Origin of the sequence: Lentimicrobium sp. L6, assembly GCF_013166655.1 — a bacterium.
Classification (GTDB): Bacteria; Bacteroidota; Bacteroidia; order Bacteroidales; family UBA12170; genus UBA12170.
Genome location: NZ_JABKCA010000008.1, coordinates 24,380 through 41,151, shown reverse-complemented (window position 1 = coordinate 41,151; position 16,772 = coordinate 24,380). Strand labels below are relative to the sequence as shown.

Sequence of the window (16,772 nt, the reverse complement as noted above, 5' to 3'; positions counted from 1 at the left end):
AAATTCTTTTTTTAATGAAATAAAATAATAATGAGAAATAATTGGTCATCTAATGTGATACCGATAAGTATCTAAAAGATGTTATTTAGAAAAAATAGCATTTGAATCATCAAAATACTATAAGTAAAACCATTTTACTATGGTTTTAAAAAGAGTAATGAAAGTTATCGCGATTCTTAATATTTAAAAAGCGATTTAGAATTAAGTATTTCAAAAATAGTTTTGTCATTTTCTGTTTTGAAGAATTGCAAATTTACAAAAAAAATGATTTTCATATCTAGTTATTCTAAAATTAAGTAAAACTCTATTGTTTTAAAAAATTTACACCAACATTTACAAATACAAGGCAAAAAAAATCCTGCATCACTAGTGATACAGGATATAAATATGGTATGATTGTAAATTTATTATTTTAAACTTCAGCTCCTAAGCATATATCTAATCCTTTAACAGTTTGGATAATTCTATTGTCAAGAGTAACAAAGTTAGGTTTGTCTATAGCATCTTTCAATGGAACTGAAACAATGTCTGGATGCTGGTAAGAAACCATTTTTCCAAATTCTTCTTCTAAGACCATCTCGAATGCTTTAACACCAAACTGGGCTGCTAAAACTCTATCGTAAGCTACAGGTACACCACCTCTTTGTAAGTGTCCTAGCATGACATCTCTCATATCAGCTTTCATTCCAGCATCTTTTAATTCTCTAAGAACCTGGTGAACAATACCGCCTAATTTAAGGTTTTCGTATCCTACTTCTTGGCTTCTTTCGTAGTGCATAGTTCCTTCAGCAGGTCTTGCTCCTTCAGAAACCACCATAATTCCGAAGCCTCTATCCTTATAGAAACGGCTTTCTAATTTTTCCTTAACTAATTTAATATCATAAGGAATTTCAGGAATCAAACATACATCGGCACCACCAGCAATTGCAGCATTTAATGCAATCCAACCGGCATAACGTCCCATCACCTCCATACCGAAAACACGGTTATGTGAAGCAGCCGTAGTTACTAATTTATCTAGTGCTTCAGTAGCAATTTGAACAGCTGTCTGATAACCAAAAGTAGAATCGGTAGCAGAAAGGTCATTATCAATAGTTTTTGGAACACCAATAACATTCAACCCCATTTCGAAAAGTTTCTGAGAAATAACCTGACTACCATCTCCACCAATATTGATAACTGCATCAATACCCATGAACTGTAGCTTACGAAGCATTTCTTCTGAACGATCTACACTAATCCAATTTCCTTTTTTATCTTTAATAGGCCAAGCAAATGGTCCTCCTTTATTTGTTGTTTCAATGATGGTTCCACCTTGATAGTGAATTCCTTTTACAGCGGCTTGGTCTAACACTTTAATTTGTGTAGGCTCCCATAAAACACCATTAAAAGCTTGAATACTTCCAACAACTTCCCAATCTTTCTCTTGTGCTGCTCTTTTAACAATGGCTCTTATTACTGCATTCAGTCCGGGGCAATCTCCACCTCCCGTTAATACTAAAACTCTTTTCATCTCTGATATCTTGTTTAATTAATCTATTTTCGGTTAAATAGTAGCGCAAAAGTAATAATATTTAAATACATGAATCACTTAGTTGGCATCTTCAACTCATTTTTTATCAAGTATTTTCAACCGCAAACGATTGAAGAGGGATATCTTAATTTTAGGTGTAAATCGTAGGCTCTGAAACTCAATCTACTTTATAGGTAATTTATAATTATTGTAAATTTGAAAATATGTTAATCTTTGCTATTAACAAAGGTTAAACTTAGGTTAAAGTACTCTCAACCTTATATTTAATTGGCTAATTTTGGCTTTCCTATGAATAAAAGAAAAATACAAATCGTCATCATTTTTAGCATTTTTGCTTTATTGGGTTCCATTGGTATTCAATATTATTGGATTAATATGCTTTATGAACAAAATAGAGTACTATTTGATCAGAATGTAAATAGGGCATTAAAGTTTGCAATAGATGCACTTGACCAACAAGAAAAACTCTATCATATTCAAAGAAGTCATCTCAATACACGCAACATTCACCGAATTAGTATTGAACATGAAATTGAAGAGAATGCTATCATTTTTGCAGATAATGAATTTGAACATTTTCAAGAAGTAGTGATTTCGCAAATGCTGGATAGTATGAGTAATAATATGATTATAGTCAATGCTAATGTAGAAAGGGAATTAGAGTTTTATGACGAAAAGGCGGATTGGGAATTTGTAAATGGAAATGGTAATAACATAGAAACTAAGATTCATATCAAACTCAAAAACGACTCTATTTACCAAAGTTTTGAAGCTAAAGCTGATAGCCTGATACAAGTTCTAGAATACAAAACTATTGCCCTAAGAGATGAAAAAGACAATATCGAAACTACTATAGACCAATTGGTTTGGGAGATGGATGAGTGGAGTAAGCCTTTTATGGATAGCATCCCAAAAAAATTAATACAGGAAGTGATTGAAAAAAGCTTAATAGAATATAATATCCCCAATCAATTTAACTTTGCTATATTAGATAGTCTAAGTGAAGAGACGGTGCTTTATTCTAGCCATGATTTTGACAAGAATTCCTTTAGTTATTTTTCCAATTTATATCCTTATGAACTGATTCCTAGAAAACAACTATTAGCATTACAGGTTAATCGTAAACAGCTGTATTTAAACCTCTCTACTCCTATTACTTTATCTATTGCTTTCACACTGATGCTGACAATAGGTTTATTACTTATAATTAAAAATCTACTTCACCATCGGAAAATATCTGAAGTTCAAAGTGATTTCATTAATAATATGACACATGAATTTAAAACACCAATCGCTACCATTTCATTGGCTTCTGATTCAATATTAAATCCTATTATTTTAGGTAACAAAGATAAAGTCAGCTATTTCACAGGCATGATAAAAAAAGAAAACAGGAGGATGAATAGGCTGGTGGAGAAGATATTACAAATGGCTAGATTAGAAAGCAAAGAGTTGAAACTCGAAAAACAAACCATTGATGTTCATGAAGTTTTGCAGAATATAGTGGAAAACACACAAATAAAACTTGAGGACAAAGGGAATATTTCTTCTGATTTCCAAGCAAATACCTTTGAAGTATTAGCAGACCAAGTACACCTAATAAATGTATTCTATAATTTATTGGACAATGCCATCAAATATTCTGAAGAGCCTGTTCAGATAAAAATAGCCACTTCGAATACAAAATATCACCTTTCTATCAATATTAGTGATAAGGGTAAAGGGATGAATAAAAAAGAGTTACAGTATATTTTCGATAGGTTTTATAGAATTGAAGCGGGAAATGTACATAATATTAAAGGATATGGATTGGGACTCACCTATGTAAAAGCTATAATAGAAAAACATGGTGGAAGTATTCATGTGAAAAGTGAATTGGGCATAGGTAGTAGTTTTGAAATTCGACTACCCATTAAGAAATAAGAGAAAGGAAAAAAATGAAAATATTTTTATTAGAGGATGACAAAAGTTTTGGTGAAGTTTTAAAAGCATATTTAGAGATTCACAAGTTTGAGGTGTTTTGGGTCCAAGACGGACAAGAAGCTATAGATAAGTTCGACGAGTCAAAATTTGACTTCTGCATACTCGATGTGATGCTCCCTAATGTTGACGGCTTCTCAGTAGCACAAAGTATCAGGAGCCAAGCCCCTGAAATTCCATTCATTTTCCTGACAGCCAAAACTTTAAAAGAAGACGAAGTAAAAGGCTATGAACTTGGTGCCGACGATTATATCAAAAAGCCATTTGATTCTGAAGTATTAATTTATAAAATCAAAGCGATATTAGGAAGAAAAACTCTAAAAAAGCCCACTGACAGCCATGAATTTGAGATTGGAATCTTCCATTTTAGTTCTATGATTAGAGAATTACTCAATACCAGCACTGAAGAGAGTATTAAATTAAGTCCTAAGGAAGCTGAACTACTCAGGTTATTATTACTTAATTTGGGTGAAGTATTACCACGGGAAGAAGCCTTAAAGCAAATATGGGGAGATGATAATTACTTTACTACTCGAAGCATGGATGTATATATTACAAAGCTTCGTAAATTCCTAAAAGCTGATAGTCGATTGCAGATTATCAATATCCATGGAAGTGGGTATCGATTGTTTCTTCAGGAGTAAGAATTACTTTTTCTATAAAAAGCCCCATTCCTTTTCTGAAATGTATTTTCTAAATTATTATACATCAATCATTTGAATTTATACAATTCGATTCTTCAAAAAATATTGTTTACATAATTTTGAGCAGCTATAACTGCAATTGTCAACAGACATGCTTTTTCAAATACAATCCCTATTAAATATTTAATGACCTTATAGGTAAAGCTATTAATATATACTTTATCCATAGATTATTCATTTGCTTATATATAACGTTTAAGTATTTTATTATTTCAACAATTGTTAATAACTAATTCATACCAAAGGGGTACGCTTTTGACAATTCTGGTATTAATAGATAAGCCGCTATTAAAATTCGCCATTGCCCACACAAGCAATTATCAATTTTTGCTGCTTTTACCAATCACGACCATCTTTGACCATAACACATCAAAACACTCAATTTATTAATTAAAATCACAATTATGAAGTTTTTAAATTACTATGTTATGGTAGTATTAGGAGTTTTAATTCTATCTAATGGTTCCTTTGCGCAAAATGTTACTCAAAAATCAACACTCCTCAATTTTGCCAACGAAAAGGCTCAGTCATTCACGGTTAAAAAAGCAGAAGCTTTAAGGTATGCAAAAAAAAACGATATTCCAGTTTTCATAGAAAATGATGAGGTATTTATGGAATTAATGTCTATCGATTTCTATGGAAACCCTCAGTATTATAGGACTGAAAATGAAGTGGCAGCTAAAACCATCTCTACAAATAAGGTACATACTGGAGGTGGTTCCGGGTTAAATCTTAATGGCTCTGGAATGACTGTCCATGAATGGGATGGTGGAGCCATCCGCACTTCTCATCAGGAATTGACAGGAAGAGTTACCCAAGTCGATGGTGCAACGACCACTCATTATCATGCACAGCACGTGGCCGGAACATTAATTGGTTCTGGAGTAGTTTCTAGTGCAAAAGGGATGGCCCCTCAAGCGCAACTGCGTGCTTTCGATTGGAATAGTGATGAGTCGGAAATGGCTACAGAAGCAGCTAATGGAGCTCTGGTTTCTAATCATAGTTATGGATATGGTCGAGGATGGTCTTGGAATGGATCTAGCTGGGTTTGGTATGGAACTACGAGTATCAGTTCACAAGAGGATTATCTCTTTGGGTTCTACGATACACAAGCGAGAGATTGGGATATTATCGCACACAACGCTCCTAATTATTTAATTGTAAAATCGGCTGGTAACGATCGCGGTGACGGACCAACAAACGGTAGTTATCCTCAAGATGGGCCTTACGATTGTATTTCACACTCTAGTGTCTCTAAAAATATATTGACAGTTGGTGCAGTCGAAGATATTTCAAGTGGCTATAGCCAAGTATCTGACGTAGTGATGAGTAGCTTTAGTTCTTGGGGACCTTGCGATGACAGTAGAATTAAACCTGATATCGTAGCTAATGGGGTTGGTTTATATTCAGCAGATGATGACAATGACTCTGATTACCAATCACTAAGTGGAACTTCAATGTCATCTCCATCCACCACAGGTTCCCTCCTCTTATTACAGGAGCACTATAATAATTTAAAAGGAGGAAACAATTTCATGAAAGCTGCTACATTAAAAGCACTTGTCATTAATACTGCCGATGAAGCTGGTACTAATATTGGACCTGACTACCAATTTGGATGGGGATTAATGAACACACTAACAGCAGCTCAAACCATTACAGAAGACCAAAGTTTAAATGTGTTGGACGAGTTAAATCTGGCGAACGGTGCAAATTACCAAAGAACAGTTATTGCCAAGGGAAACGAACCTATTAAGGTGACTATAGTTTGGACAGATGTAGCAGGAACGCCAACTTCAAATTCTTTAGATCCAACAACTGCAATGCTAGTAAATGACTTAGATTTAAGGTTAAGTAATGGCGGAACCACTCATTATCCATGGTCATTAACAGCTAGTTCTCCTTCTGCTTCCGCTACCAATAACGGAGAAAACAATAGAGATAATGTGGAAGTTGTATACATTGCTAATCCTACTGCTGATGCTTCTTATACTATTACTGTAGATCACGATGGAACCATAAGTGGTGGAAATCAAGATTTCTCTATCATTATTAGCGGAATTAAAACTGCATCTACGCAGCCACCGGTGGCTAACTTTACCCAAAGTGCAACAAATATCAATACTGGTCAAAGCATTAGCTTCACCGATCAAACAACCTATGGCCCAGGCGCTTGGTCTTGGAGTTTTCCTGGTGGAACACCTTCAAGCTCAACTGATCAAAATCCAACCGTTACTTATCAAACTTCTGGCACATATTCTGTTACTTTAACAGCCACAAATGCTAGTGGAAGTGATACTGAAACTAAAAGCAATTTAATATCTGTTAGTCAAGCCCCCATTACTTATTGTAATTCCCAAGGAAATGATTTTAGCTATGAGTGGATTTCAAAAGTAGTGATGGGTAGTTTTACAAAAAGCTCTGGAGCTACAGGATATTCTGATTTTACAGGTGATATTGTTTCCCTGAACCAAGGAGAAAATGTAGCTGTTACTTTAACTCCATCTTTCAAAAGTAGTACTTATGCAGAATATTGGAAAATTTGGATTGACTATAATAAGGATGGCGATTTTGAGGATGCTGGAGAGGAAGTTTTCAGTGGAAATGGTAGTGCTGTTGTTGCAGGGAGTTTTACAGTGGACAATGGTGCAACGGGAAGCACGAGAATGAGAGTTACTATGAAGTATAATGCCAACCCAAGTTCATGTGAAACCTTCTCCTATGGTGAAGTAGAAGATTATACGGTAACTTTTAGTGCTCCATTAGCTCCAATTGCTGCTTTTTCGGCTTCAACAACAGTAATAAATGCTGGAGAAAGCATACAATTTACCGATGCTTCTACCCATAATCCTAGCTCATGGAGCTGGTCATTCACTGGAGGCACACCTTCTATTAGTACAGCCCAAAACCCTAGCATCACTTATAATACTCCTGGCAATTATACTGTAAGCTTAGTAGCAACAAATGCCACAGGAAATGATAACGAAACTAAAACAAATTATATCACAGTAAATGCTGCACCAATTAACTATTGTAGCTCACAAGGTAATAACTTCAGTTATGAGTGGATTAGCAAGGTGACAGTTAACTCTTTTACAAAAAATAGTTCCGGAAGCAGCTATTCTGATTATACAGCTGATGTTATTGATTTAAACTCTGGAAGCAATACCATAAGTTTAAGTCCAGCATTCTCAAGTACTGTTTATAATGAGGTTTGGAGAGTTTGGATTGATTGGAATAGAGATGGTGACTTTGCAGATATTGATGAGGAAGTATTTGCTTCTGCATTAACAAGTGCTTTGGTTTCTGGTAGTTTCAATAGCAAAGCTGGATTTGCTGGCCAAACCAGGATGCGCGTCTCTATGAAATGGAATGCCATACCTACATATTGTGAGTCGTTTAGCTATGGTGAAGTGGAGGATTATACCATCAATGTAAGTACCAGTAATGAGGAATTGTCGTTTGAAGCTTCTCAAATAGCTTATGAAGTCAATATATATCCTAATCCTGCTCAAGATTATTTTATCATTTCACAGAACGAAATATTAGATACTGAAGTCATGATTTATGATATGGAAGGTAGGTTAGTCATGAAAAGAAAGCTTTCTGACTATCAAAATACTTTCAATACAAGTCAACTAGAATCCGGTATCTATATGATACGCTTACATCAAAATGAAGAGCTCCTCAATAGGAAAATTATTATCAACTAATTGGTGAACATGAAAAAAGCGACTCTTTCAGTCGCTTTTTTTCCTTTTATAAATATTAAGTAAAATTTAAAATAAATTGAACTTTATACTTTTCAATCATTGACTTTGCTTCATCAAAAATACTAAAGCATCCCACACCTTACCATTGGCTATTAAATCTTTAGAATAACAAATAGGATTCAACCCTTTTTGTGTCAATCCATTATTCACATATTCTGAAAGATTCTCGTCTTTCAAATCTTCTTTATTGGGTAATCGTTCCACACCAGCTAATTGAGCTTTTTCAGGCTGGCTCCAGTCTCTAGAATCACGAATAAAACTAGGTAATAGATCAAAACCTATTCCTATATGAGCTAAAGGTTTTGGAATTTCAAAAAGAGCATCTCCAATGGTTCTCACATAATAGTTCCCTCCCATTCTACCTACTAAATCTGCAAGGTTGGGATCTACATGTCCATTATAATCTAGAATATTCTCATCAATATGGATTCTTGTCACTTCACAAATTACTAAATTACCAGCTCCACCTTCTGTTCCTGTCTCAATAACTTGTTGAACCTTACATTCATATTGTATGGGTGACTCCTTCACTCTGAATGGTTTTATGGTCTCTGACTCCTGCATGGTAAACCCTGCTTTATCGAACTCATTAACCCCTTTGGGATAGTTTGAACTGGCTAAACTCATCTGCTGAGCCATATCAAAAGTCACCATATTGATGACCACTTCAGGAACTTCTTGAATATTGAAAAAAGTATGTTTGTTTTTATTGTCTTTCCCTCCTCTAGCTGGTGAAAATATTAGAATAGGAGGATTAGCACTAAAAGCATTAAAAAAGCTAAATGGTGATAAATTTGGATTTCCATCTCTATCAATAGTACTTGCAAAGGCAATAGGTCGAGGTGCAATTCCACCCAAAAGTCCATGATGAACCTCTTGTACACTCCTCTCCTTTGGATTTATTGTCATCATTCTAATTCGTCTTTAAATAAATTATTTAGCTGGTAAAATTTTACATACACTTTCACCGAAACCAATTCGTCGTCCATCTTTTTCACAGAAAGCTCTCATGATGATGGTATCTTGATCGTGGATAAACTTTCGTTCTGTTCCATCTTTCATTTTCAAAGGTTTAGTTCCTTTCCATGCTAATTCTAACATGGAGCCATAAGAATCTTCAGTAGGCCCACTTATGGTACCAGAAGCATACATATCTCCTGGCTTTACATTGCAACCATTAATGGTTTGATGAGCCAATTGCTGATTCATATTCCAATACATATACTTGTAATTAGAATTGCAAACCACAGATTCCTCAGCACTTTCTGGCTGAATAGCAACTTGGAGATTAATATCAATATTCTTATCTCCTTCATATTCTAAATAGGGAAACACTTTTGGATTTTGCACAGGACCAGCTACACGATAAGCTTTCAAAGCATCAAGGGTTACTATCCATGGAGAAATTACAGACCCAAAGTTTTTAGAAAGAAAGGGACCTAAGGGAACATATTCCCATGTTTGAATATCTCTGGCCGATAAATCGTTAAATATTACCATGCCAAAGATGTGTTTCTCTGCATCTTCTGTTGTTATATGGTCACCCAATTTATTTCCTTGACCAGTGATAAAAGCCATTTCCAATTCGAAATCGACTCTTTGACTGGCACCAAATTTTGGTGGTTGTTCAGGATCTAATCGAGTTTGTCCTTTTGGGCGATGAATATCTGTACCACTTACCACAATACTACTTGCTCTACCATGATAACCTACTGGAAGATATTTCCAGTTTGGGAAAAGTGCATTAGCAGGATCGCGGAACATAGTGCCCACATTAGTGGCATGCTCAATACTACTATAAAAGTCGGTATAATCTCCAACTTTAACTGGCATCTCCATCTGAACATCTGAAATTGGAATTAGATATTTTGCATGAATATCTTCTTCATCTCTTATTTCGGTATTAGCCGATTGAAAAAGCTCGATAACTCTATTTCTCACACTTGTCCAACTCTCATTACCCAATTCCATAAATGGATTTAAAGTAGTTTTGTGAAATACTGTCCCATTTCCAAGTGGCAAATCGTTGAACCATCCATCCTCTCCCAATTGTGCTAAATCTAGAACAAAATCTCCTAACCTACTTCCACATCTTGTTTCTCCTTGATAAGTAAAAACTCCGAAAGGAATATTGTGAATACTGAAATCACTATCATCGGGAATATCTACCCATGAACTTAATCCTTTTGTATTAAATATATTTTCCATTATTTGTTATTTTCTGTGTTTTAATCAAGTTTGAAGTCAGAAATCAGTAGTACCAAATAGTTTAGAAACATTAGTTTCTCTTGGCAACAGATTCCAAAGAGTATTGTTTATAAAGTTCCTCTATTTCCTTGTTCTAGCTCAATCGATTCAAAAAGGGCTTTAAAGTTTCCTTTTCCGAAAGATTTGGCTCCTTTTCTTTGAATAATCTCAAAGAAGAAAGTTGGACGATCTTGAACTGGCTTGGTGAATAACTGTAATAAATATCCTTCATCATCTCTGTCGATGAGGATGTTTAGTTTCTTTAATTCTTCTAAATCTTCTTCAATCTCTCCAACTCTGTCCATTACTGTATCGTAATAGCTATCAGGTACCTGAAGAAATTCCACCCCTCTACTTTTTAAATCAGCAATAGTTGCAATAATATCATTAGTTGCCATAGCGACATGCTGTGGACCAGGCCCATAATAGAAATCAAGAAATTCTTCAATCTGTGATTTTTTCAAGCCGATAGCTGGCTCATTAATTGGGAATTTCACTTTGAAATTATCATTACTCATCACCTTAGATTTTAAGGCAGTGTATTCAGTTGAAATGTCTTTATCATCAAAAGAAATCAACTGAGTAAATCCAAAAATATCTTCATAATAACGAGCTGTTTTATCCATCTCATTCCAATTTACATTACCTACAATATGATCTACATATAGCAATCCTGTATCCTTAGGTTGATATTTGGGCTCCCATTTCTTATATCCAGGTAGAAATGGTCCAGAATACTTAGTCCGATCAACAAAAACATGCACTGTCTCACCATAGGTCTTGATGGCAGAAAGTACTACTTCACCCTCCTCATCTTTTTCTACTTTTGGTGCATAATGTGCTTTAGCTCCCCTATACATTGTTTCGGTAAAGGCCACCCTAGCATTATCTACATTTAAAGCAATTACTTTTACACCATCGCCATGAAGTTTATGATGTTCAGCTACTTCCCCATCTTTTTTTAGTGAAGCAGTTAAAACAATAGTTAATTTTCCTTGACGTAAAACGTAAGATGAGCGATCGGTTAATCCAGTTTCCAATCCAGCATAAGCAATTGGCTGAAAGCCAAAGGCCGTTTGATAAAAATGAGCAGCTTGTTTGGCATTACCCACATAAAATTCTACATAATCAGTTCCATTCAAAGGAATACATGTATTGTCCATTATTTTAGTTTTTGTTTAAATAGTTTTTAGCTTATTGCTTTTGCCCTTAGCTTTTCCAGCTTTTATAATAATCTTTAACTTCAATATTTAAAGCCTGCTTAGTGATTTTCAAAGGTTTGAAAGTATCGACCATCACTGCAAGCTCTTGTGTTTCTTTTTGACCAATGCTCCTTTGCACTGCTCCAGGATGAGGACCATGAGCTACTCCCATTGGATGCAAAGTAATCTGCCCCTTTTCAATATTATTACGACTCATAAAATCGCCATCCACATAATAAAGTACTTCATCGGAATCTAAATTGGCGTGATTATAAGGAGCCGGAATCGCCTGAGGATGATAATCGAATAAGCGGGGTACAAAAGCACAAGTCACAAAATTATGAGCTTCCCATGTTTGATGTACCGGAGGAGGTTGGTGAATACGCCCAGTAATGGGCTCAAATTCGTGTATTGATAAAGCATAAGGATAGTAACATCCATCCCAGCCAACCACATCAAAGGGATGCGATTCATAGTGATAGGTATATAGTTTATCATCTCTCTTTATCAACACTTTGTAATCTCCTAATTCATCAATAGATTCTAAGCGCTCTGGTCTGCGAATATCACGTTCATAAATGGGTGCATTCTCCAATAATTGTCCTGAATTACTTAAATATCTCTTTGGAAAATGAAATGGGCTAAAAGATTCTACAATAAAAAGGCGGTTGTCATCTCCTTCAAATTCCATTTGATATATAATTCCTTTAGGGATAATCAAATGATCGCCAGGAACAAAATCAATATGACCCAACATAGTTTTTAGCACTCCTTTTCCCTTGTGGATAAATACCATTTCGTGGGCTTGAGAGTTTTTATAGAAAATACCGGATGCCTTTATATTTGGAGCAGCCAAAGCAATATAAAGGTCTTGATTACCTAAAACCACTTGTCTGCTAGTTAAGAAATCTCCTCCGGGCTTCACATCGAAGCCACTAAAATTTCTTTTAACCATTAAATCCAATTCCATAAAGTCAGGACTCACATCAACAGCCTCCTCTATTTCAGTAACAAGAGTTGGTGGATAATGATGATATGTTAATGTATATTCCGATGAAAAACCCTCACTTGAAATCAACTGCTCAGCATATAGTTCGCCGTTATCTTTATAATAAGTAACATGTCTCTTTTTTGGAATTGACCCAAGCTTATGATAATGTGCCATTTGTTATTTTAATTTAGATTCTTTAAGAATAGCAAAGATATACTAAGAGAATCGAAATAAAAAGTAAAAAAACAGTAAAGTTTTAGTGAGTGAGGCTTTTGGGATGTATGGCAATATAGATTCTATGTTAAATAAGATAAAGCATATTGATTCAAACTGCTTTTTTCTGAAATAGCATGAACCAAAAAAAAGGAGCTTTCCGATAAGAAAACCCCTTTTAAAATATATTAAAGCTAATTATTGAACCTTGACCTTCTGATGATAAACAGCATCATTAGATTTTACAGTTAATAAATAAACTCCAGCTTCTATTGCTGAAATATTAATGTTTTGTTTCGTTCCTGAAGTATTCCAAGTTTTTATTTCTTGACCACTTAAATTATACATATTGATCTCATTAATACCTTGGTTTAGTTCGATATGTAACCATCCATTATTAACAGGGTTTGGATAAATCTTTAAGGCATCCTGAGCATCAACCAAACTAATCTGGTCAATAATAGTGCAACTAATGGCGGCAGTCCATCCAGCATCCTCTTGAGAACCATCAGAATGAAAAACAAATGTAAGTGCATTTTCAGGATGAGTACTTATCACTGTCCCTGGATTATCAGTTCCACAATATTTACCAATGAATTCAGAGGTGGTATTAGGTCCGTCATAAATCTCAAGGTAATCATAGTTACAACTGGCATGATACTCCACTGCAAAACTGGTAAAATCAACAGAAAGGATAGCCGTTTCAGCATCTTCTGAACCATAAATAGTGTAGATATAATCTAGGTTAGCACTATAATTAGCGTCTAAGCCACCATTATCCAAAAACAAACCACTACAAGTAGTAACACCACCATCTTCAATTATATATTCTTCGTTAACAGAAATATATTCTTCCTTAGAAATAGATTGTATATCACTACCCTTAGTTATCACTAAAGAAACATCAAATATTCCAACTTCATTATAGATTACTTGAGGATTTGCTTCTGTGGATGTAGCAGGTGTTCCTCCTTCAAAAGTCCAAGAATAGGTATCTGGCTCTCCCCAACAATCTTCAGAAAACTGAACAGTTGAACCAGCTGCTACTAGAACTTGATCCGCAGAAAAATCAGCCGTTAAAGTCGCACTTACCAATTGAACATTCAATATGGTAGATTCATAGTCTTCAGCTTCAACACCAATAAATGTCTTAGGAAGATATCCTTCAGCAGAAAATTTGAAATCATAGGTGCCGGCTTTTACTAAACGGTGATAATTTCCTAATCCATCTCTAGAGTACACGAATGAATTTAACTCATCATGATCAAGGATTTCTACTTTTGCTACTAGAGGTTCTTCGGTGATACTATCAGTAATGATACCTTGAACACCATAATACATTTGCTTCATATAATTAATCATAGATCTTTTATTATAAACCCAATGATTTTCTAATTGACTTTCCGGAATCAATTTAGTATCAGATATCTCTAGAGTCACCTCTCTACAATGATGGAAATAGTTCATATAATCTTGACGAGAACCATGTGTTGGATACCATGAATAACCATGAGTAATACCATTATCAAATTGATTCATATAGTTAGAAGGAGCAAAAGCATGACAAGTATCAGCATATTCACGACATACAAAAACCCACCACGCATCATCTGCCGTATGTAAATTCCAAGTATCCCATGGGTAGTTTAATACTTCTGCACCTCCATGTGTAGTTGCAGCCATAACAAAATTCTGCTCATCAGCTAAAGCCATAAAAGCCTCAGTTTCTGCCTGATATTCATTACCATCTGGATGTTCACCATAAGCAGGATTAGGATCATGATAATTTCTATTTAAGTCTACATTATTAGCATTGGCTCTTCTTGCACCGAATACACTATTATTTCCGCCATAATAAGTTCCATCTGGATTGGCTGCTGGATTAACCCATATCTCCAAGTTATTCACTAATTCAGTAACTTCTGCATCAGTTCCATAATTTGAAGTCAAGTAATCTATTAACCTCAAAAACAATACAAACCCTGCTGTTTCATCACCATGGATAGTTCCTGTATACATGAATTGCCCTTCAGGTTCACTAGTAGAAACATTATCAGAAATCTTTGCAAAAAGAATTTCACGACCTTCCTCTGAAGTTCCAATACTAAATACTTCACAAATATCAGGATAGTTTGTAGCAAACTCATACATCATTTCAACATAGGCCTCATAAGTAGGATAAGCATCCCATTCGTAAGCTTCTTTGTTAATACCGTCATACATTTTTGGAATAAATAATTCGCCAGGCTTTTGTAAAATTTCAAAACTTAAACCCAGCTCCTGAAATCCAGCAAAGCCTTTTTCATACATATAAGCATAAACTGCATCTCCATCAACTTCATCAATTGACATTAGCGGTGCCAAATTGATAATATCTTTAGAGGAATTGGTGTTAATTTTGACAAATGCTTCTCCTTTTTCTTGGAGATATTTATCTAAGGAATAATATGCATCATTTTGGCCAAACACAGTTAGCGATAAAAATAATGCAAGGATACTCAAGTAATTTTTCATCATATTTTATTTTCGATTAATGTCTTTTGTTTTCCTAGACAGTTTTAATTGAAATTGGTTGTTTAGGACACTGGACTTTTATAGTCATCAACGAATTGCTTGATTCTATTGGCTGTTTGTACATTTACTTTCACCAAAGGCAACCTTAAATGATGCTTTATTATACCCATAGTATTTAAAGCTGACTTTATTCCAGCTGGATTTCCATCCTCAAAAATAGCTTCCATAAATTCCAGTAAAGAAAAATTGAAGTCCTTAGCCGCTTTCCAATTGTTTTTTAATGCTGAGTTTACCATCTGACTGTATTCAGTAGGATAAGCATTTGCTGTCACAGAAATTACACCACTTGCTCCTGCTCCAATCATATTATATGTAAGGGCATCATCACCGGAAATAACTAAAAAATCTTTTGGTTTATCTTTTAAAATTTTAGTGATCTGAAACAAATCTCCACTAGCCTCCTTAATAGCTACTATATTTGAGAACTCTTCAGCAAGCTTTAAGGTAGTTTCCGCTTCCATATTTACACTTGTTCTACTAGGAACATTATATAAAATGATTGGCAAATCAGTTGCACTTGCTAAAGTTTTAAAATGATAATACAAACCTTTTTGGTTTGGCTTATTATAATAAGGTGTTACGGATAATATTCCATCAACATTTTGATAAGGAAATTTCTTTAATAGGGATTCTAAAGCTATTGTGTTATTACCTCCCACTCCAACAATAACGGGTACTCGTTCTTCTGCCTTATCTACAATAAACTCTACAACGGCTATTTTTTCATCTTCTGTTAAAGTGGCTGCTTCAGAAGTAGTGCCTAAAGCCACCAAATAATTGACTCCTCCATTTATAACATGCTCGACTAACTCGCCTAAAGATGTAAAATCAATGGTGCCATATTTATGGAATGGCGTGATTAGTGCTACTCCAGTTCCTTTTAGTTTACTTGTTTCCATTTATATTAATTTTTCCTAAATAGTAAAATACTTGATCTATAAATAATTTGGGTTTTAATCGGGGTTCATCAGTTTTGATCTTTAAATCGAGATAAGAATCCATTTTTTTATTGAAATCACCACCAACTCTAAGAGAGGTATTAACTTTTACAATTAAATAATTTAAGATATTTAGCTCATCAAAATTTAAATCGATAAGCAAATCGTACTTTTTGTCTATTATTGCCGATACTGATTCTGTCATTTTAATATTTCCAAGAAACGATAAATGGGAAGGAAATATTACTTGATCCAGATCTACATTATTTTCTTTGTCTTCTGATTTTGAATTTACAAAACATAAAAAATCAATATTCACCTTGTTTTTTGATAGGTTTTTGAAATGAGTTTTCCATTTTTCTCTTTCGTCTATATTCGACAAAGAAGCTAAAACCAATATTGAATGAATATCTGACAATGGCATAAAAACCTTGCGTCGAGGATTCTTTATATCCGTATTTCGAATCTTTCTATCTTGAAGAAATGCAATGATACCCATTGATGTTGTTCTAATAACCGTGTTTTCTTAAAAAGCTTGTAAAATTACGAAAATATTGAGTCCATTTATTATACTGACAATTTAAATAAACAAAAAAAAAGCCATCGTATAAATTAC

Annotated in this window: 11 protein-coding genes; 3 read left to right on the top strand and 8 right to left on the bottom strand. The window is 34.5% G+C overall.

Features of this window, described 5'->3' with window-relative positions; translation table 11 throughout:
- Positions 1-412: 412 nt before the first annotated feature.
- Complete coding sequence (locus HNS38_RS03305) at positions 413-1,513, bottom strand: 6-phosphofructokinase (RefSeq protein WP_172282753.1); 1,101 nt, start codon at positions 1,511-1,513, stop codon at positions 413-415.
- A gap of 309 nt (positions 1,514-1,822) precedes the next feature.
- Here HNS38_RS03305 and HNS38_RS03300 point away from each other — a divergent pair, with 309 nt between their 5' ends.
- The 3 genes from HNS38_RS03300 to HNS38_RS03290 all read left to right on the top strand — a co-directional run bounded on the left by HNS38_RS03300 (position 1,823) and on the right by HNS38_RS03290 (position 7,931).
- Complete coding sequence (locus HNS38_RS03300) at positions 1,823-3,457, top strand: HAMP domain-containing sensor histidine kinase (RefSeq protein ID WP_172282751.1); 1,635 nt, start codon at positions 1,823-1,825, stop codon at positions 3,455-3,457.
- 14 nt (positions 3,458-3,471) lie between these two features.
- Positions 3,472-4,158, top strand: coding sequence for a response regulator transcription factor (locus HNS38_RS03295; RefSeq protein ID WP_172282749.1), 687 nt, complete (start codon positions 3,472-3,474; stop codon positions 4,156-4,158).
- A 464-nt stretch (positions 4,159-4,622) separates the two neighbouring features.
- Complete coding sequence (locus tag HNS38_RS03290; protein ID WP_172345974.1) at positions 4,623-7,931, top strand: GEVED domain-containing protein; 3,309 nt, start codon at positions 4,623-4,625, stop codon at positions 7,929-7,931.
- Between the two features lie 96 nt (positions 7,932-8,027).
- Here the strand turns inward: HNS38_RS03290 and HNS38_RS03285 are convergent, their stop codons facing one another.
- From HNS38_RS03285 to HNS38_RS03255, 7 genes are all read right to left on the bottom strand, one after another.
- Complete coding sequence (locus tag HNS38_RS03285) at positions 8,028-8,903, bottom strand: flavin reductase family protein (RefSeq protein ID WP_172282744.1); 876 nt, start codon at positions 8,901-8,903, stop codon at positions 8,028-8,030.
- A 21-nt stretch (positions 8,904-8,924) separates the two neighbouring features.
- Positions 8,925-10,199: a fumarylacetoacetase gene (fahA, locus tag HNS38_RS03280; protein WP_172282742.1), complete on the bottom strand. Its 1,275-nt coding sequence runs from the start codon at positions 10,197-10,199 to the stop codon at positions 8,925-8,927.
- A gap of 107 nt (positions 10,200-10,306) precedes the next feature.
- Positions 10,307-11,401: a 4-hydroxyphenylpyruvate dioxygenase gene (gene hppD / locus HNS38_RS03275; protein WP_172282740.1), complete on the bottom strand. Its 1,095-nt coding sequence runs from the start codon at positions 11,399-11,401 to the stop codon at positions 10,307-10,309.
- Positions 11,402-11,447: 46 nt separating this feature from the next.
- On the bottom strand, positions 11,448-12,605 hold the full coding sequence (locus tag HNS38_RS03270; RefSeq protein ID WP_172345973.1) for a homogentisate 1,2-dioxygenase: 1,158 nt from the start codon (positions 12,603-12,605) through the stop codon (positions 11,448-11,450).
- 237 nt (positions 12,606-12,842) lie between these two features.
- A complete protein-coding gene (locus tag HNS38_RS03265; protein ID WP_172345972.1) occupies positions 12,843-15,161 on the bottom strand; it encodes a M14 family zinc carboxypeptidase in 2,319 nt (772 codons plus the stop codon).
- A gap of 59 nt (positions 15,162-15,220) precedes the next feature.
- Entirely contained in the window at positions 15,221-16,117 is an 897-nt protein-coding gene (dapA, locus tag HNS38_RS03260) for a 4-hydroxy-tetrahydrodipicolinate synthase (protein ID WP_172282733.1), read from the bottom strand.
- Entirely contained in the window at positions 16,104-16,655 is a 552-nt protein-coding gene (locus HNS38_RS03255) for a hypothetical protein (RefSeq protein ID WP_172282730.1), read from the bottom strand. The genes dapA and HNS38_RS03255 overlap by 14 nt, the downstream gene beginning before the upstream one ends.
- Between the last annotated feature and the right edge of the window lie 117 nt (positions 16,656-16,772).